Raw genomic sequence first — 18,415 nt, forward strand, 5'->3', positions numbered from 1 at the left:
CTTGTGAATCATATAAACTACTTCGTAAGGCAGTACTATCGATTAACACACAAGGAATCAGCTCTAAATTTAGTTCCTGAAGAACCTTTTCATGAATGACTGGAATACCCTTTTCACGAAACCAAGTACCTACACGTGAAAAAGTAGAAACATGAGGAACGAAATATAAACCACAAGATACACGAAATGAAGGATATTGATGCAAAAAACGTGTTAATTTGCGTAAAGAGTCAATTTGAAATACAGTTTTCAAGAAAAAGCATTTCAGTAAGGCTTTTCTACAGATTGGTGGGCGACCTGTCACAGGCGGAACGCCTTCAATAGTTAAACTGTCTACGTATGCAAATAAAATCTGTAAAATGGATTGATTTTCATCAAATTTGGTTATCATACTAGTAAATCCGTCCTTTCTGGAGATAGTTTCGGTTACTATCATTTTTCCAGGAAAACGGATTTTTTTATGCATTCATTTTTGGATATTTATGAGTTTTGCAACACCCTCACTTACAGTATTAAAAAAAGATTGGAACACTGTTATAAATTTTAGTAGAAAACATGTGTATGTCGTATGTGTGTATTTCTTATTTCAAAGTATGTTCGTATTAGCAACTGCTACTGATTCACTTGAACTATCGTTTGCGAAAGAGGTATTACTACTAACAGATAGTGAATACGGTTTTCTAGTTAGTATAGCTGGTGCAGGATTTATTTTAGGTGCCATAACAAATACAATTTTATCAAAGAAATTAGCACCTTCATTTCTAATTGGAATAGGATCATTATTCATCGCAATTGGTTATATAATTTATGCTTTTTCAAATGTATTTTTAATAGCTGCTATTGGATTCTTTATTTTATCTTTCTCTATGGCATATGCAAATACAGGATTTTATACATTTTACCAAAATAACGTTCCCGTTCATATAATGGGACGGATCGGGAGTATATATGGACTTGTTATTGCGTTAGTAACAATCTTTATTACAATATTATCTGGTGTTGCGACTCAGTTCATTTCTATACAACTTGTAGTTATTGTAGGTTCATTGATCATGTTATTTATTACTATCGTCTTGTGTGTGTTTACTTTATTCCCATCACAATCTAAGTTGTATTCTACTGAATCAATAAAGTGAAACTTTAATCAGGGGGGGGCATCCTCCGCTGATTATTAGCCCTCACCAATCGGGCTCTTACGGGCAGCAGGGCCCCCACCTCATTTCTTTGCTTCTACTGAATTTTAAGATGGGGGTCTTACTGCTCATAAATAACGGGATAACTTCGAAATGAACTTTGTGTTCTCATTAACAATTTATCGTATTTAATAAGAGGGTTCTTTCCTCTTTATATGGAAAAATTAATATGAGGAAAGAACAATACCGAAAGATAAGGGTGGTTGTCGTGATAAAAACAAAAGATGAAATTGATAAAATTGTAAAAGAAATACAAAAGAAAATAGATTTCTCTGGAGTAGTTTTAGTAAAAAAAGAAAAAGATTTAGTCTATGAAACAGCATTGGGTTACGCAAACCAAAGTGAATGTATAAACAATACGATACAAACAAGATTTGGCATTGCCTCAGGATGTAAAATCTTCACTGCAATTGGCATCTGTCAACTTGTTGAAAAAGGTGTTATTTCTTTTCATACAAAATTAAAAGATTGTCTAGAGATAAAATTTCCAAACTTCGATGAAGATATTACAATACATCAACTACTAACGCATAGTGCTGGTATACCAGATTATTTTGATGAAAGTATTATGGATAACTTCGAAGACCTTTGGAAACAAACACCTATGTATCTATTAAAGAGCGTAAAAGACTTTTTACCATTATTTCAAAACAATAATATGATGTTTGCACCTGGAAATAAGTTTCACTACAACAACGCAGGTTTTATTATACTTGGATTAATAATAGAAGAACAGACGGGACTTAAATTCACGGAGTATATAGAAACAAACATTTTTAATTCGATTGGTATGAATGATTCTGGCTATTTTTCGTTAGATAGATTACCAAGACATACAGCTCTAGGATATATAAAGGACGAAACCAACCAAAATTGGAGAACAAACGTCTACTCTATACCAATAAAAGGAGGAGCTGATGGAGGTGCATATGTTACTGCACCAGACATGTTGAAATTTTGGGCGGCACTATTTAATAATGAAATTTTAGGAAAGGAATATACAAAGTTACTTTTAACTCCCCACATTCATGTAAATGATAAACAGTCTTACGGATATGGAATATGGATTGAAACACGAGAAAACAAGGTATTCAAATATCATGTAATGGGATATGATCCAGGCGTCAGTTTTCGCTCGGCCATATATCCAGAATTAGGAATCACTTTAGTTATTCCATCGAATAAAGGGGCAGGACCCGAAAAATTAATGACAGAAATAGAAAGAGCTTTTTAATTATATGGATATAAAAGAAGAGATGCGAAAATAATTTAAACGGGTTCATGCTTGTTTCTGTTTTGAAAAATATTTTAGTTAACGAGGAACCCTATATTCATTTAATAAGGGTTTTTTGCAATTCTGCACAATTACGTATAAATATATGGATTTTTAAATAAAAAAACATTACTATATAGTTGTAAATTTTAATTATTACTTCATATGAAAGGATGTGTTAACAATTTGTATATGATCAACGGTAGTTTGTTTATTATTTTAGGGGTTATTTGTTATTTAATTGTACGTGGAATATTAATTGGTACCAAAAATAAAAAATATGTGATTTGGTGGAAAGAACTAGTAAGTTTTTTATTCGTGGTCTACATTTGTATGGTTGTTGCAGTAACTTTATTCCCTTTACCAATCGGTTTTCCTTCTAATATTGAAAATCTGAATCGCTCGGTCAATATAATACCATTTGCATCAATTATTAAAGACATCAATCAAATTGGTAGTGCTTATGATGGAGATGCCCTATTTATGATTGGTCTAATTGTAAGAAATGTAGGCGGGAATATTTTATTATTAATGCCTTTAGGATTTTTAGCACCTATCCTATGGGATAAATATAAGAAATTCAAAAATACAATTTTATTAGGATTTTCTATATCAGCTAGTATTGAATTGCTACAATTAATTGAGTCGTTATTTAGTGGAGTGGGACGTATTACTGATATTGATGATGTGATCTGTAATGTTCTAGGTTCTATTTTTGGATATTGTATTTATAATATCTTTTTAAAAGCCATTAATAAATTTAACATTCGAGTGTTGGGTAAAACTAATTCTAAAGGTATGGAATTAGTTGATAAATAGGAGTTTAAACGAGTTATTAAAGGCGTACGAGTAAAAAGTACGTCTTTTTATTTTTATAAATAATGCTTAAGGCTGATGAGAAGGGGAGAATATAAGCTTTAAAGATAAACAAGTTTATAGGAGGATTCTAAATGGATATTTTACTTGTTGTTCTTATTATTGTTTTGATGCAAAGTAAAGAACGAAAAGTGAAAATAAACCGTATTTGGCTCATTTCGGCTTTGTTGTGGTTTGTAACAATCCAGTCCATTATTCATATGGGACAAATAACATCCCTTGTTTAACATTGCTAAGAACGGTAATACTAATTAACATTGAACTTTTACAACAAGGGATGATAATATGATATACATTTACACAGATTTTGGTGGAACACATACTACCTCACTAGCTGCAGCGTATCATTTAAATAAACTACCAACGGATCGTAAGTTAACGAAAGAAGAAATTTTGAATGTAGATTACTTTAATAAATTGAAAACAGAAGATATGGGAAAAATTATTTTTCATGGAATCGATGAACATGGTCATCCTGTATATACGATTGGATGTGGCGCATCAAAAGTTGTTGTACCAGCGATGAAGCATTTAGGAGAAATCTTGCAAAAACATTATCAAAGCCATGAAAAGATTATATTTTCTAATACATCACCAACAGTGCCTTTACCGATGACTTTCGGTGGGCTGTTTTCTAGAAGGTTCCATATTGATTTTATTGGCGTACCGTTACTCGTATGGGGAGCAAAAATTTGCTGTGATAATATACAAAGGCTTGTTAGTTATACAAAAGAAGCTGGACGATTAACAAATGATTATGTAGTAATTTTAGATAATGAAACTTTTAAATAGTATATGATAAGAAGAAAATCGAGCAAATTCCTTGATTTTCTTTTTTATTTGTGAAATAGACAAGAAATAGTCACATTTAATATGCATCTACTATAGCCAAAACAATAAAGTCCTGTTACTATTACAGGGATATTCTCTTTTCATAACATAAATATATAGAAAAATTAGAAAAGAGGAATTGAATTAAGGGAGGAACAACATGAATCGTGTTGCTTGGATTACTGATAGTACAACTGCGAATTTTAAAACAGAAGGAGATAACTTTGTTATCCCAATCGAAGTTATTATTGATGGAATGTCGTACAAAGATTGTGAAGAAGGTGTACGTGAACGTGTTTATAATGCGTTAAACGAAGGTAAAACAGTCACTACTTCACAACCTAATATTGGGGAAATGGTAGAGTTATTTACGAAATGCAAAGAAGAATATGAAGAAGGATTTGCAGTTGCTATTAGCGGAAAAGTAAGTGGAACCTATCAAAATATGAAGCTAGCTGCAGAAATGGCAGGTTTTCCATTAACGGTATTAGACAGTGAAACAACAAGTTATCCAATGGATGAACTAATTAGAAAAGCGAAATCGTTATACAATGATGGTATGACTTTACAAGATATACACAAAACATTAGTAGATGAAAAAAGAAGACCTTTCCACGTATTCCCGAAAAGTTTAAAAGGCCTTTATGCAAGTGGTCGTGTAAAGGGCATTCAATTTTTACTTGGAAGTTTATTAAGTGTTAACTTAATATTAGAAGTAAAAGGTGGAGAGCTTTTACTTGAAAAGAAAGTTCGTAAAATCCAAAAATGTCGAGAATATATTAAAAATGAACTTGAAAAAGAATTACCAAAAGTACTTCACATGTTCCATGCTAATGATAAAGATGGAGCCGAGGAATGGATTGCAGATATTAGACAAGCATTCCCTGAAATGGATTTCAAATTATATCCATTACCAATTTCATTTGCGGTTCATGCAGGTGAAGGTACAATAGCAATTAGTTATTAAAGTAAAACCCGTGAATTATTTACGGGTTTTTTATTTAATTAAAATGAAATGTGATCTCGATATATCTCCATCGAGGTTAGAAATCGATGGTCGAGCTACCTTCTCATAGATAACTGTGGAATGCCTTTTTTATGACTTATCCAATTATTTCTTACAAGATTTAAGGAGGATTGAGTTGAAAATGAATTGATTAAAGTGTAAAATTACACTAAATAACACATTAGTTACTTTTGAGGGGGGAAGTAAAGTGAATAAGGAGCATGCAATTGAACTTATTTCAATGAAAATAAAGTTAATACGCACTGAAAAAAGATATACACAAGATAAAATGGCTGAAGTTCTCGGCATATCAAAAAAAACGCTTGTTCAAATTGAGAAAGGGAGAACGAATGCAGGTTGGACCAACACTGTTGCTATTTGTGCATTGTTTAGAGATAGTGAAGTTTTACAGAATACTCTTGGGGATGATCCATTAGTAGTAATCGAAACAATGGCCCACAATAGCACTAACAACTTCAAAGAAAAAACATTGGGAGGAAAAGTCTGGTGGAAGCAGATTCAAGAAAAAGGGAACTTTCGCTTACAACAAAATCTAATTAGTCAGCATTATCGTATTCTAGACAGACAGGATTACCGTTGGTTTAATTCGTTTGATTTAGAAGAAACGCTAAATCAACTTAATAAATTAGCAACGAATTCAGAACATCAAATAACCAGAACTACAATGAGCGAAAATAAATAGGAGGAAATTACATATGATCATCTTGCATTTTCTTTGGATTTACTTTATGCCAATTTACTGGTTATGTGGATTTATAGGTGGAATCTATTTAATTATTGCAGGTATCAAATATCTTAAATTACTTGTAAGTGTAATGGGATTACTTTGTCTTACCCTTGTCGTGTTACCTATTGTTTGTTGGGGGACAGGGATTAATGCGGAATTTCTTCTTACACCCGTTTCCAACTTTTCACTATTCTCTTTAAGTGGGTTAATAGCAGGATTTATTGGATTGTGGTCAAAAATTAAAGGCATAAGAAATATGGGATTTACTATTTTTACTTGTGGAGTAATAGGTGCTCTATTCTATTATTTAATGTCTATACCCGATTCATACTATATAGGATAGTTTTTCAAAACTCAGTTCATTTACAAACAAAAGGATAGTGAAACAGGAAAAACATTATTTCTATTCTTTCTGTCTAACTTATTAAATAAAAAGGAGGTGCTATAGAACTGGTAGCGTTTCCTTTTTCACATGAATCATTCACCTATCAGATAGGTTGCGCTCCAGTACGTAGTAGGTAGCATATCAATAACTAGCTATAATTTCTACATTCTCTGACTTTAAATGATAAAGGAGATGTTATCACAGTTGTTCCTGCAAAGAAAAAATGAATAGTTGTAGTAAAAACATTCTAGAATACAGAAGCTTAGGAATATTGGATATAAAATATGATAAATACGAGGCATAAGCCAGTTTACAATTTTTATGTCAACACTACAAACTTGACATGTGTGTATTTCGTTTTGCACTGTAAATCATTCATATTAAGTAATAGAATTGTAGAAATATATAATAGAATATTCGCAGTAATATTTATACAGCTACAATCTATTTACATATAAGGTTATTGGGATTATATTGAAAATGAAAGAGAAAACAATAGATGGAAGGGGATGTTTTTTATGTTTAAAAAAGCAGCACTAGGGATTTCATCGTTAGCAATCACAGCGTTCGTCGGATTAGGAATGGCAACAGAAGCTTCAGCTGGACCAGCAGCACCACTTACTTCACTAAACGTCGTACAAGTAGAGTCTGAGCTAGGCGGGGTAGAAACAATTAATCAGAACAGCTTCAGCACATCGCGTAACCACGGGGGAAAATATTTATATATTACAACGAAAGAAATGGGCTATGGCCAAAACCCATTTGCTAAAATGAATGGTTCTAATGTAAAAAGTATTGATTCCACTATAATTGGCGGAAGACCAATCGTTGGCTGGTATTATAAATGGGATGCTTCTGGACACCAACAAGGAACGTTTGAGTACCAAAAGACATCTATAAATTCACCATTTAATACAATGCGTACATCAATTTATATCCAATAATTTTGAAAGCGTTCGCACATATAGAATAGTAAAAAAGGTACTTCTAGGAGTACCTTTTTTTGATTTGAATCACGTTCATCTATATTTACAATCCTGATTTCACAGCAAAAATACTTACCATAAAACAAAATCCTTAAACGTCTATAAAATTAATATGAACGCGTAGTACAAGTCCGCTACAGTTAAAGTACGTAACTTTACATATTTCAACTCAATGAAGAAGGAAGAAACTGTAGTACTTACGCCACAGTTTTTAATTTATCCATGAACTCATAGTTTAATTTTAAGTTTTTTAGATATATAGACATAACCGTACTACCTGCTACCCTTTTTTTAAATTCAAGATTAAAAAGAGTAGCTAAACTTATATAAGCTTAGCTTGATGGATATGTGGCGGAACTCTAAAATTAATTACATCTTTTTCATAATATAAACAATTTTATATAGGGAGATGAAAGGATTTTTTAAAATAATAAAGAAGTATGTATAAACAAATATATAAATGGTAGTGATTAGGATGAAAATCAGTAAGTTTGCAGAAGTAAATAATGTAAGTGTAGATACGATTAGACATTATATGGATCTCGGACTCGTTATTCCTGAGAAAAAAGGAAGTCACTATTTTTTTGACGAGTATTGTCAAAAGGATATAGAACTTATATTAGAGTACAAATGGATAGGGTTTAGCTTGAATGAAATTAAAGAACTGTTTTTTTATAAAAATTTAGGGAAATCCTTAGACTATGAAAAGGATATTTTTTATCAATCTATATTTAAAGTAAAATATGAAAAGATTGAACAAGAGATAAAAACCTTAAAGGAACGAAAAGATAAATTAAAGAAAACGTTAAATAATTTATCTATAGAAACTGAAATTTCGAGTTCAATTTTAGGGGTAGATTTAAAAGTACTTCATTTATTTAAATGTGTTAAGTGTAACGGAAATTTAATTCTTGAAGATGGGATTATTAATAAGAATCAAATTATTGAAGGAAAGTTAATTTGTAATTGTGGTGAAGAATACGCGATTATTTCAGGGGTTTTAACAGCTGGTAACTCGTTGAAAGCGTATGAAAAGACATCACTTGAAGATTCTATTTCGGATTATATCCATGAAACCGATACTGCTTTTTTGGAAAATGTTCAAAGAGGAGGAGAATGGTCAAAAAAGAAACTAATGCAACTAGATTTAAATGAAAAAATACTACTTGATTTAGGGTCTGGTATTGGGTTCTTTTTACGAAATATTTATGAAGAACTACCGGAAAATTGTTTATATATTGCTGTTGATCGAGATTTGAATAAACTTTTACTTTTAAAAGATGTAATTGAGAGAAGAAATGTGAAAAGAAATATTGTATTTATTTGTGCCGACTTTCTAAACATACCTATTCAGAGTAGTTCTATTGATATTGTAATCGATCAATCAGGTACAAGTAATTATAGTTTTGAACATGAGGAGTTCTTATTGCGCGAATTAAATTCCCTTTTTAAACACAATTGTTATTTATTAAGTTCATTTATTTTATTTAATAAATTTAGTATAAATAGCCAAATTGCACCTAGACTCCGAGGGAATTTTACATCTGCAAAAGTAACGAAAGAAATCCAAAATTTACAGTTTCAATCGATTGATGAAAGCACTTCAAATTATTTAAAAAGAGGCGGAAAGTACGAAGATTTCTTTGTTCAAGGAGAAGAAATTTATACATATTCATTTTTCGGAAAAAGATGGGGTTAACTCCATCTTTTATTTATTTTCCCTTAAAACTTTTCAAATCGTACATATTGCTATTGGGCTGACCCAAGAACTTACAATGTACGTAATACAAAGTTATGCAGGGGGGAAAATGATGGGAAGTTTACGATTACATATAGAAAATAAAAATAGAAACCAAGAACTAAGAAATATTTGTTTATATTCAATTGCAAAAACAGTATCACTATTTGGTAGCTCTATTTATAGTTTCGCATTAGGGTTGTATGTATTACAAATAACCGGATCTGCTTTAAATTTCGCGATTACGCTTATTTTAGGAACGATTCCAATGATTGTTATGAATCCATTTGCCGGTGTCATTGCTGATAAGGTTGATAAAAAGAAACTCGTCGTTTGCATGGATGTATTAAGCGGGTGCTTATTAATAACTGTTTATATATTAAGCAACTATTATGGATTAAACTTATTCATTATTTATACTACTACCTTTCTTATGACCGTATTTACAACGTTTTTTGGAATAGGATTAGAGGCCGTAAAACCGAATATGGTTACTAAAGAACGGTTAATGAGTAAATTCTATAAGTAAAATTATCGATTCTATATCTTTAATTTTAGGGCCTATGTTAGGGGGCATTGTTTTTGCAGTCTTTGATATGAAAACTTTTATAATTATTAACGGTATTTCATTTATCCTTTCGGCTATATCCATATTGTTTATAAACTTTAAATTGTGCGAGCAAAACATAAATGAGGAATGTTCAATTAGAGAAATTAATTTTATTGAAGATATAAAGGAGGGATACTCTTACTTATTGGAGCGGAAAAGCTTAAAAAATACTTTTAGTATTTTAATTTCCCTTAATTTCTTTTTAGGCTTTGCTGTAACCGTTCCGTTGCCATACATTATTAACACAGTTCTCAATCTTAATTCTAAGCAATTTGGTATGATTCAAGGGACTTTTCCGATAGGTATGATAGTTGGTGCAATATTAGTGAAAAAGATAACTGATTGTTATTCTTATTCTTATCTATTGAAAAAAATAAGTTTTATGTTGGCAATTTTTATGATAGTTTCAGGGATACCTGTTTTATTTAAATCTATTGTAGTAAATAATTTGGTATATGTTACTACGTATTGCATGATTATGTTCTTTTTAGGATTTATGATAGCACAAATTGATATTCCTTTAATGTATTTCATGCAAAATGAGATTCCTGAAGAATATAGAGGAAGAGTTCTTAGTATTGGATTAAGCTTAGGTAAAATAATGCAACCAATAGCACTTGCAATATCAGGACTATTATTAAATTTCATTCCAGCCTACACGCTTCCCATTGCAGGGGGGATTGTATTTTTTACTTTGAATAAAATTTTAGCAAATAAGTTTAATTTAGAAATTCATTCAAAAGATTATAGTGTTTAACGTAACTTAAAAAGCGCAGGATTAGCATCCTGCGCTTTTCTATCGTAATTCAGCTGTTTTTCTAATGACAATCTTATCAATATCATCTTCTTCATCACCAATAAATAATCCGCGTTCTTTTAAATATGCTTCAAAATATAAATCTGCTTCAGCGCGTTCGTCATATGGCTTTACAGAGAGAACGAAACCTAATTTGTTTTGTTCTTCTAAGTGAGAAGTGGAGATGTAAGCCGGTACATTATGGCGTAAAAAGAGTTCTTTAACCGGAATAATCATATCTTTCATTAATTTCGTTAGCATACCCATTTCAAACTCGAAATTAAAGCGATCTATACTAGATAAATCAGCGAATACTACACCGATAAAACCTGTATTAAATACTTCTTGATATTCTACATCTTCGTCATGGCCGCCGTAAAAATTCTTTTCGATTAAATAATTTACAAAATAAGCAATGCCATCATTTTGTTCAAATGGTTTCGTTGAAAGAACAAAGCCAATTTTCTTTTGTTTATGTAAATATACACATGACATGTATGCTGAAATGTTATGTTCTTTAAACAAAGCGCTTGTTGCTCCAGAGAGACCATCTAATACGTGATGAACAATTTGAAGTTTTTTACGAGCGAAATAATAGGATTTCTTTTGTAACTCCAATGTATCAATAAAGACAGAGCCGATAAAGCCTGTATTTGAAATAATAGGTGCTTGCTTTTTTCTTCCTCTGCGCTTTAATGGAGCCATTGTTAAAATCATCCCTTCATGTACGTTTAAAATAGAAAAGAACGTTTGTTCGTATAATTATATTTTACTATTAAAATGCTATAAAGTAAAGGGTTTTTGATGAAAATATAACAAAAAAGACACCTTATAAAAGGTGCCTTAAACGCTGTAGGGAATAGGGTTTACCCTAACTATTTATATTATGATACAGAAACAATCTCTTCTGTATCTTCTACATCTAAATGACAGTCCATAGTACGAACATCTTGATCTTCATGACTTCCGAAATAAATAGTAATTTTCATATGTATCGCTCCTTTATTCTAGGAATACCTAAAATAATTACTAGTAATGTTAATATTTATTATATACCACTTTTTTCATTCCGACAACGTTATATCATTTTTAATTATTTTAAACTATAGAGCACAATTTAAAGAGGTACTTTTTATAAAAAAAGGTAAATTTCTAATATGTTATATTTAATATAGAGAGATTCGATTATTACTTTTTATGAAAAGGAGAACTATTGATGAATTATAAACAACTACTACTAGAAAACTTTGCATTTAAAACTTCATATGTTGCACAATTTGTGCCCGGAATGAGTATAAAAAAACGAAAGATTATATTGCTGTTGATTGTGGATTACCTGCCGATACATTTAATATCATCACTCTACTAAACAATAATTTAACGGAAGGGATCGAGAAATTATATAAAGAGGTAGAATACTATTATCAAAGAAATTTTCCAATGAGTGTTTGGTTATGGGATGAGGAGCAAGAGCGGGATATAAAAAGTGAGTTAATTAAAATCGGTTTAAAAGAAGTGGAACAGAATATTGCGATGGTAGCAGACTTAAAAACAATTTCCCCAACAATAAACATGCCAGTAAGTTTTACTATTCAACAAGCATCTTCACCTGGACAAATAAATAAATTTGGAGAAACGTTAGCTGATCTATTCGGTACATCAGAAGAAGGTATACATGTACAAGCATTCTATAATCAAATTTCTAATCTTGATATATGTAACAGTGAGAATCTGAAATTATTTTTAGGGTTATATGAAGGTGAAGTCGTAACTGTTGGTTCATTGATATGTTCAAAAGATAGTATTGGTATTTATGACATAGCAACGAAAGAAGGAATGAGAGGACGAGGATTCGGATCTGCTATGTTCAATTTCCTGCTGCAAGAAGCACATAAATTTAAAAATACGTATTGTGTATTACAAGCTTCACCCGATGGAATCAATATTTATAAAAAATTGGGATTTCAAGATATCGGCAAAATGACTGTATTGGAAAATCGACATTTAATTGAGTAAATCATTCAAGTTAAATCGTCTTTATATAGGAGCTTATAAATCGTTATGAAAAAGATATATCTCGTTACAATAATTTGTGCATTTATAGTAATAAGTATCTTTGTTTTTCAGAAAATAAATGAACATAAGTATACTAAAGCTATTAATCAATCAAATCATATAAAAAATATCGCACATAGAGGTGCTTCTGCATATGCGCCTGAACATACAATAGCAGCATATAAATTAGGACAAAAAATGAATGGAGATTATATAGAAATTGATCTCCAAATGACAAAAGATGGGCATTTAGTGGCAATGCATGACGAAACCTTAAACCGTACAACAAATGGTACTGGGCTAGTGAAAGAGCATACATTAGAAGAAATAAAGCAACTAAATGCAGATTCTTTTTTCAACGAAAAATATCCGAACTTAGCAAAGAAAGAATTTGAAAATGCTAAAGTCCCAACATTAACAGAAATTATTGAAACGTTTGGGCATAACGCAAACTATTATATTGAAACAAAATCACCTAATGAATATCCAGGAATGGAAGAAAAATTATTAGAAATTATTAATCACTATGAAATACAGGATAAAGTTATTATTCAATCGTTTAGTGAAGAAAGTCTGCAAAAGATTCATAGCTTAAATAGTAATATATCTTTAGTACAATTATTACCTTGAGGGTGTTGCAAAACTAAAATAAATATGCAATGTTATGAATCAGAAAAACTAGCTGAACATGCAATAGATAGCGATTTTGACCATACCAACGTGGCTGTTCCAGCCCTTTATCTTTGAGATGACTAAACTGTTGTTCAATTTTTCCACGCTCTTTCATCAACTGTTTGCCAAAGGTAGTTTGTAGAAAATGAGACACTACACGACGATGTGTACTTTTGATTGGTCCGCTATTACGCGGGTTAATTGGATTGATCGCAAAGATATCACATGCTCCGGCAATTTCATGAATGTGCTGACTATCATAAGCGGCATCTGCAACGGAAAATAACACATTTTGGTTTTGTATATCCCGAAGCAATGCAGGAGCTATTTTACTATCATGTACATTTGCGGTTGTAAATGCATACGACAATATAACACCTTCTGGTGTAGAACAGACATGAGTTTTATATCCCTTATACCAACCATAGCGAGTAGATTTTCCCCATTTCGCTTGAGAATCATATAAACTACTCCGTAAGGCTGTACTATCAATTAAAACGCACGGAATTAACCCTAAATTCTTTTCTTGAAGAATTTGTTTATGAAGCAACGGAATTTCTTCGTTGCGAAACCAAGTGCCTACACGTGAAAAAGTAGATATATGAGGAACAAGCGAAAGGCCACAAGATACACGAAATGAAGGATATTGATGTAAAAAACGAGTTAACTTACGTAATGAATTGATCTGGAATACCGTTTTTATAAAAAAACATTTGAGTAAAGCTTTTCTACAGATGGGTGGGCGGCCTGTCATAGGCGGAACGCCTCCAATGGTTAAACTGTCTACGTAGGCAAATAAAATTTGTAAAATGGATTGATTTTGATCAAAATTGGTTATCATACTAGTAAATCCGTCCTTTCTGGAGATAGTTTTAGGATACTATCATTCTTCCAGGAAAACGGGTTTCTTTATGCATTCATTTTTGGATATTTATGAGTTTTGCAACACCCTCTACCTTATAAAAAAGCAGTTCAATTAACAGAATTAGAGATAGAAAAGTATAAAACGTACTGCATAGGTCTTGGTATGAATTACAAATATATTGATTCAGATTATGTAAATAAAATAAAGAAAAACGGATTAGAAGTTCATCCATTTACAGTAGATAATGAAAAAGATATGAAAAAGTTACTTTCATGGGGAGTCGACGGGATGTTTACTAATTATCCGGATCGTTTACATTCAATATTGGATTTGAAAAGTCATGAATAAGAAGTGTTATTCATAAAGGGAAAATTTACACAACCTATATATTAGGATTAATAATGCAAGGTGGCATGTTGCATATAAAAAGAAAATACCAAAAACCGCAACTAGAAGACCTGGGTTGCGGTTTTTTTATTGCTTCGATTTCAGTTTACAAAGTTTGAAGCTAGAAATGTAAATCTATTTAGATGAATTGGCTTCTTATGTATTTGTACTTCGGATCGTTCTAGGTATATGTACAACCCATGAGACGAGTTTTGCATAGGATAATAGAAAAGGAGATGTTGCATATTGAAATACCACAATAGAAATGTAAGTAATCTGAATAAATTAGCGGATAATACGAAAGCTGCAGCTTTTAAGTGGTATCAGTACTGTATCGACAATGGAATTGAAGTATTAATTTATGAAACAATCCGTACGGTCGAGCAACAACGTGAATATGTTCGTAAAGGAGCATCACAAACGATGCGCTCATATCACTTAGTAGGACAGGCATTAGATTTTGTTCCAATTCAGTCGAATGGTACAGAAGATTGGAATGGCTATAATAAAGAACCGTGGGCATCAGCAATTCGTTATGCTAAACAAATTGGCTTTGAATGGGGCGGTGACTGGAAAGGATTTGTGGATAGCCCGCATTTGCAATATAACTACAAAGGATATGGAACGGATACTTTTGGAAAAGGTGCTCAAAACGTAGTGACTCCTCCCCCGTCGAATGATAGTGTAGGGATTGCTTATATTAACGGTAGTAATGTAAATTTACGAAAAGGACCTGGTACTGGATATGGCGTTATTCGTCAATTAGGGAAAGGAGAGTCCTACAAAGTATTTGGACAATCAAATGGCTGGTTAAATCTCGGTGGCGATCAGTGGATTTATAACGATCCATCATATATTCGTTATACGGGAGGAAATGTACCAACACCTTCACAATCATCAAACGAGGGTGTAGGTGTAGTTACTATAATCGCTGATGTATTGCGTGTTCGTACCGGCCCAGGAACAAATTACGGCATTGTGAAAAACGTGTATCAAGGTGAAAAATATCAATCATTTGGATATAAAGATGGTTGGTATAATGTTGGTGGAAATCAATGGGTTTCTGGTGAATATGTTACGTTTGTAAAGTAAAAATAAGAGCCGTCCTGTTGGGCGGCATTTTATTTTAAATATTCATAGGGCGAGCACTCATGATATCATTCGTGATACATAGAGTATAATTTTTCATTCTAATAATCAGAAAGTAATCAAAATGTAATTAATTTCAACTACGCTTTTTATATTTTTTTGATACACTGGCTACGAGGGGGATACCAATTAAGGTGGGTAAAAACCAAAACCATATTGGCGGAAGTAAATTTATAATAGGAATATGGATGCCGACATTTACTAAAAGTGCGGTGACTGCCCCTATATAAGAACCTAACATACCTCTAATGTGGTGATGGAGCCAATTTTTCCAACGTTTTTTTCGTGCAAGGTATCCATAAATCGCAAATGAATAAGAGAAGATTGCTACATAAAATAAATATGCAATTTTATCCCAGTTGATAATGGATAATAGTATTGCCGTAAGGGTAATGACAACATAGGATGCATGATATATTTCGCCCCATTCGGTATGTTTTCCTTTCTTCTTTTGGGCAACCATCGCTACAATACCAGTGATTAAGCATATTGTTCCAAATAGGATGTGTACGGTTAAAAGAATGTTAAAAATGCTCATAATAATTCCTCCTTTTTTATTTTTATAGTATTGCAGTATAGGAGAAAAGTTGAAAAATATAGTTAGTTCGGCTTAATATATTGAAATAAAGGTACTCCTAGAACAAAATCCAATGATTGAACTATTTTCTCAAATTTAGTGAGCTGATTATTATGTTAAATGAAGGAGAGACTTCTATGTTTACATCTATTACATATTTACAATCGGGCAATGACAAGCAACAAAAAATATATGATGTTTTGAATAGCCTAAACATAATGGAAGATTTAGCTTTATATAATCCCGTTCTTTGCGGGACAATCCCGATAAGAATTGATACTCCTCAATCTGACTTAGATATTGTAATGGAAGTATATAACTTTGATGTTTTTGAGCAGGAAATGAGATCTTTATATGGTTCTTATGGAGGGTTCAACATTAAAAAGAAAAAAATTAAAGGTACTGAATCGATAAAGGTGAATTTTGAATTCGAAGGTTTTGAATTTGAATTATTTGCTCAACCTAAGCCAGTGCGTAATCAAAATGCATATAGACATATGATAGTGGAGCACATGTTATTAATGCAGCATCCCCATATAAGGGAAGAAGTTATTCACTTAAAGGAACAAGGTTTAAAAACAGAACCTGCTTTTGCTCAAGTATTAAATATTGACGGAGATCCTTATGAAGAACTTATTTTATTAGGGCAGGAAATGAAATTGTGGTAAATAAGATACATAAAAAAATCCTCCAAAAACAAAAGAGGATTTTTTTTATGCCGTTAACTTCCGAATTAATTCACTGAGCAATTTAATTCCGTTAGTCATTTGTTCTGGAGTAGCATATCCATATGATAAACGAATGTACTGATCTGATTCTTCTTCATAAATACGTCCCGGATTTAAAAGAATTCCTTTTGATAGTGCCTCTGAAAATAGTTTTTTCATCGGAATGTTATGTACAACCTTTAGCCATATAAAAAATCCACCACTAGGAATATCCCATGATGCAATATCTACACAATATTTATTTAAAGCTCGTATCATTATTTGTCTTCGTTCTTTCAGGTGCATTCTTACGTTTGCTACATGTTCTTCATAAAAACCTTCATTTATCCATTCAGCAGCTACTCTTTGAGATAAAGAGCTGGATCCATAGTCTGTTTGCATTTTTATATCTGACAATCTATCAATAACAGGTTCTGGTCCGATTATCCATCCAATTCTAAGTCCTGGGCTAAGTGTTTTAGAGAGACTACCAATATATAATACATGTCCATGTTTATCCATCGACTTTAAAGGAGCTGGAGGTGATTCATCAAGCCATAACTCTCGGTAAATATCATCCTCGATGATAGGCAATTGCTCTTTTTCACATATTTTTAATATTTCTTTTCTTCGCTCTTTGGACATCAATATCCCCGTTGGATTTTGAAAACAAGGGATTGAATATAAAATATTATTCTTTTGACTATATTTAATTCGTTTTAATAAGTCGTTAGGTAAAATACCGTGGTGATCCATTGATATACCGGATAAATTTATATTTGCTGATTGAAAAACATGAAGTGAATATAAGTAAGAAGGTTGTTCAAGTAAAACAGTTGATTTTCTATGTAAAAGACCAATTGATATTAATTGTAATGCTTGGAGTGCACCAGAGACTATTAATATAGAACCCGGTGATGCATGTATTCCAAATGATTTTACGTATTTGCTTATTGCTTCACGTAACGGATAAAAACCTTTTTGTTCTTCGTATCCGAAATAATCTAATTCCTCACTGACGTTTTTAATTATAGATTGCATAGTTTCGAGCGGGAAAAGGTGCGGTGCAAGTTCGCCTTTACTAAGATGGATAAGCGTTTTATTTGCTTCTGCTTCATTTATTTCTCGCACCATTAACTTACTTGGTTTATGAATACCGGCCTTTACATATTCACTCCAATCGGGCGGGGGATTAGTTGCTAATAATGACCATGTATTATTTGTTACAATTGTTCCTGCTCCGATTTGTCCTTGAATTAAACCATCTGCCATAAGTTCATCTAGCGCATTTATTACAGTACTTCGATTTACATGAAATAATTTTGCTAACTGCCGCTGACTAGGGATTTTACTTCCAATTGGCCATTCTCCGTTTTCAATTTTTTCTTTCATATAGTCTATTATCTGCCGATATTTGGGCACTTTTTTATCGGTTGTCATATAAAAAACTCCTTCGTTTATTTAAAAGATTCAAAGTGGTTGGTTTTTCCGATAAATAACTGGTTGAAGACATTGTATCAACTATTAAATATGATGAAAAGAAATAATTGGTAATTTAAAA

The 18,415-nt window shown here is 31.9% G+C and carries 16 protein-coding genes and 5 pseudogenes; 16 read left to right on the top strand and 5 right to left on the bottom strand.

Annotated features, from left to right (window positions below):
* A partial coding sequence (locus tag V6946_RS13920; RefSeq protein WP_406622343.1) for a transposase occupies positions 1–391 on the bottom strand: 391 nt, incomplete at its 3' end.
* 109 nt (positions 392–500) lie between these two features.
* On the opposite strand from V6946_RS13920, the pseudogene V6946_RS13925 reads away from it, so the two are divergent.
* The 11 genes and pseudogenes from V6946_RS13925 to V6946_RS13975 form a co-directional block, all read left to right on the top strand.
* Positions 501–1,136, top strand: a pseudogene (locus tag V6946_RS13925) (MFS transporter); the annotation flags it as partial.
* Positions 1,137–1,401: 265 nt separating this feature from the next.
* Positions 1,402–2,427 carry a serine hydrolase gene (locus V6946_RS13930; RefSeq protein ID WP_006929662.1) on the top strand — a complete coding sequence of 342 codons (1,026 nt, stop codon included), beginning with the start codon at positions 1,402–1,404 and terminating at the stop codon, positions 2,425–2,427.
* Positions 2,428–2,652: 225 nt separating this feature from the next.
* Positions 2,653–3,285: a VanZ family protein gene (locus V6946_RS13935; protein WP_000281844.1), complete on the top strand. Its 633-nt coding sequence runs from the start codon at positions 2,653–2,655 to the stop codon at positions 3,283–3,285.
* A gap of 131 nt (positions 3,286–3,416) precedes the next feature.
* Positions 3,417–3,569: a hypothetical protein gene (locus V6946_RS13940; protein WP_006929664.1), complete on the top strand. Its 153-nt coding sequence runs from the start codon at positions 3,417–3,419 to the stop codon at positions 3,567–3,569.
* Between the two features lie 58 nt (positions 3,570–3,627).
* Positions 3,628–4,134 carry a DUF3189 family protein gene (locus tag V6946_RS13945; RefSeq protein ID WP_000639421.1) on the top strand — a complete coding sequence of 169 codons (507 nt, stop codon included), beginning with the start codon at positions 3,628–3,630 and terminating at the stop codon, positions 4,132–4,134.
* Positions 4,135–4,333: 199 nt separating this feature from the next.
* Entirely contained in the window at positions 4,334–5,140 is an 807-nt protein-coding gene (locus tag V6946_RS13950; protein WP_006929665.1) for a DegV family protein, read from the top strand.
* 247 nt (positions 5,141–5,387) lie between these two features.
* A complete protein-coding gene (locus V6946_RS13955) occupies positions 5,388–5,882 on the top strand; it encodes a helix-turn-helix transcriptional regulator (RefSeq protein WP_001031006.1) in 495 nt (164 codons plus the stop codon).
* Positions 5,883–5,895: 13 nt separating this feature from the next.
* A complete protein-coding gene (locus V6946_RS13960) occupies positions 5,896–6,270 on the top strand; it encodes a hypothetical protein (protein ID WP_000584709.1) in 375 nt (124 codons plus the stop codon).
* A 560-nt stretch (positions 6,271–6,830) separates the two neighbouring features.
* On the top strand, positions 6,831–7,256 hold the full coding sequence (locus V6946_RS13965; protein WP_000472917.1) for a DUF4879 domain-containing protein: 426 nt from the start codon (positions 6,831–6,833) through the stop codon (positions 7,254–7,256).
* Between the two features lie 517 nt (positions 7,257–7,773).
* The gene (locus tag V6946_RS13970) at positions 7,774–8,997 is read left to right on the top strand and encodes a methyltransferase domain-containing protein (protein WP_006929666.1); all 1,224 of its coding nucleotides are present in this window, start codon (positions 7,774–7,776) and stop codon (positions 8,995–8,997) included.
* A gap of 112 nt (positions 8,998–9,109) precedes the next feature.
* Positions 9,110–10,403: pseudogene (locus V6946_RS13975) on the top strand (MFS transporter).
* Positions 10,404–10,442: 39 nt separating this feature from the next.
* On the opposite strand, the gene V6946_RS13980 reads toward V6946_RS13975, so the two are convergent.
* On the bottom strand, positions 10,443–11,147 hold the full coding sequence (locus V6946_RS13980) for a hypothetical protein (RefSeq protein ID WP_006929668.1): 705 nt from the start codon (positions 11,145–11,147) through the stop codon (positions 10,443–10,445).
* A 511-nt stretch (positions 11,148–11,658) separates the two neighbouring features.
* Between V6946_RS13980 and V6946_RS13985 the strand changes: the two are divergent.
* Together V6946_RS13985 and V6946_RS13990 are read left to right on the top strand one after the other, a co-directional pair.
* Positions 11,659–12,458, top strand: a pseudogene (locus tag V6946_RS13985) (GNAT family N-acetyltransferase).
* A gap of 45 nt (positions 12,459–12,503) precedes the next feature.
* Positions 12,504–13,124, top strand: a pseudogene (locus V6946_RS13990) (glycerophosphodiester phosphodiesterase family protein); the annotation flags it as partial.
* A gap of 16 nt (positions 13,125–13,140) precedes the next feature.
* Here V6946_RS13990 and V6946_RS13995 read toward each other — a convergent pair.
* Positions 13,141–14,010 carry an ISNCY family transposase gene (locus tag V6946_RS13995; protein WP_023520903.1) on the bottom strand — a complete coding sequence of 290 codons (870 nt, stop codon included), beginning with the start codon at positions 14,008–14,010 and terminating at the stop codon, positions 13,141–13,143.
* A gap of 111 nt (positions 14,011–14,121) precedes the next feature.
* Here V6946_RS13995 and V6946_RS14000 point away from each other — a divergent pair.
* Positions 14,122–14,382 (top strand): annotated as a pseudogene (locus V6946_RS14000) (glycerophosphodiester phosphodiesterase family protein); the annotation flags it as partial.
* 285 nt (positions 14,383–14,667) lie between these two features.
* Positions 14,668–15,513 (top strand): SH3 domain-containing protein, encoded by an 846-nt coding sequence (locus tag V6946_RS14005; protein ID WP_000873736.1) that lies wholly within the window; start codon positions 14,668–14,670, stop codon positions 15,511–15,513.
* 133 nt (positions 15,514–15,646) lie between these two features.
* Here the strand turns inward: V6946_RS14005 and V6946_RS14010 are convergent, their stop codons facing one another.
* Positions 15,647–16,108, bottom strand: coding sequence for a hypothetical protein (locus tag V6946_RS14010; RefSeq protein WP_006929674.1), 462 nt, complete (start codon positions 16,106–16,108; stop codon positions 15,647–15,649).
* 176 nt (positions 16,109–16,284) lie between these two features.
* On the opposite strand from V6946_RS14010, the gene V6946_RS14015 reads away from it, so the two are divergent.
* A complete protein-coding gene (locus V6946_RS14015) occupies positions 16,285–16,815 on the top strand; it encodes a DUF4269 domain-containing protein (RefSeq protein WP_000495168.1) in 531 nt (176 codons plus the stop codon).
* Positions 16,816–16,860: 45 nt separating this feature from the next.
* Here V6946_RS14015 and V6946_RS14020 read toward each other — a convergent pair whose 3' ends face one another.
* Complete coding sequence (locus V6946_RS14020; RefSeq protein WP_006929676.1) at positions 16,861–18,294, bottom strand: PLP-dependent aminotransferase family protein; 1,434 nt, start codon at positions 18,292–18,294, stop codon at positions 16,861–16,863.
* Between the last annotated feature and the right edge of the window lie 121 nt (positions 18,295–18,415).

The organism is Bacillus sp. PPSBB_2 (assembly GCF_045291115.1).
Classification (GTDB): domain Bacteria; phylum Bacillota; class Bacilli; order Bacillales; family Bacillaceae_G; genus Bacillus_A; species Bacillus_A cereus.

Bases quoted from the DNA above. Each gene is read 5' to 3' on its own strand.
- V6946_RS13940 (WP_006929664.1), top strand. From the start codon at position 3,417: ATGGATATTTTACTTGTTGTTCTTATTATTGTTTTGATGCAAAGTAAA.
- V6946_RS13945 (WP_000639421.1), top strand. From the start codon at position 3,628: ATGATATACATTTACACAGATTTTGGTGGAACACATACTACCTCACTA.
- V6946_RS13950 (WP_006929665.1), top strand. From the start codon at position 4,334: ATGAATCGTGTTGCTTGGATTACTGATAGTACAACTGCGAATTTTAAA.
- V6946_RS13960 (WP_000584709.1), top strand. From the start codon at position 5,896: ATGATCATCTTGCATTTTCTTTGGATTTACTTTATGCCAATTTACTGG.
- V6946_RS13965 (WP_000472917.1), top strand. From the start codon at position 6,831: ATGTTTAAAAAAGCAGCACTAGGGATTTCATCGTTAGCAATCACAGCG.
- V6946_RS13970 (WP_006929666.1), top strand. From the start codon at position 7,774: ATGAAAATCAGTAAGTTTGCAGAAGTAAATAATGTAAGTGTAGATACG.
- V6946_RS13980 (WP_006929668.1), bottom strand. From the start codon at position 11,147: ATGGCTCCATTAAAGCGCAGAGGAAGAAAAAAGCAAGCACCTATTATT.
- V6946_RS13995 (WP_023520903.1), bottom strand. From the start codon at position 14,010: ATGATAACCAATTTTGATCAAAATCAATCCATTTTACAAATTTTATTT.
- V6946_RS14010 (WP_006929674.1), bottom strand. From the start codon at position 16,108: ATGAGCATTTTTAACATTCTTTTAACCGTACACATCCTATTTGGAACA.
- V6946_RS14015 (WP_000495168.1), top strand. From the start codon at position 16,285: ATGTTTACATCTATTACATATTTACAATCGGGCAATGACAAGCAACAA.
- V6946_RS14020 (WP_006929676.1), bottom strand. From the start codon at position 18,294: ATGACAACCGATAAAAAAGTGCCCAAATATCGGCAGATAATAGACTAT.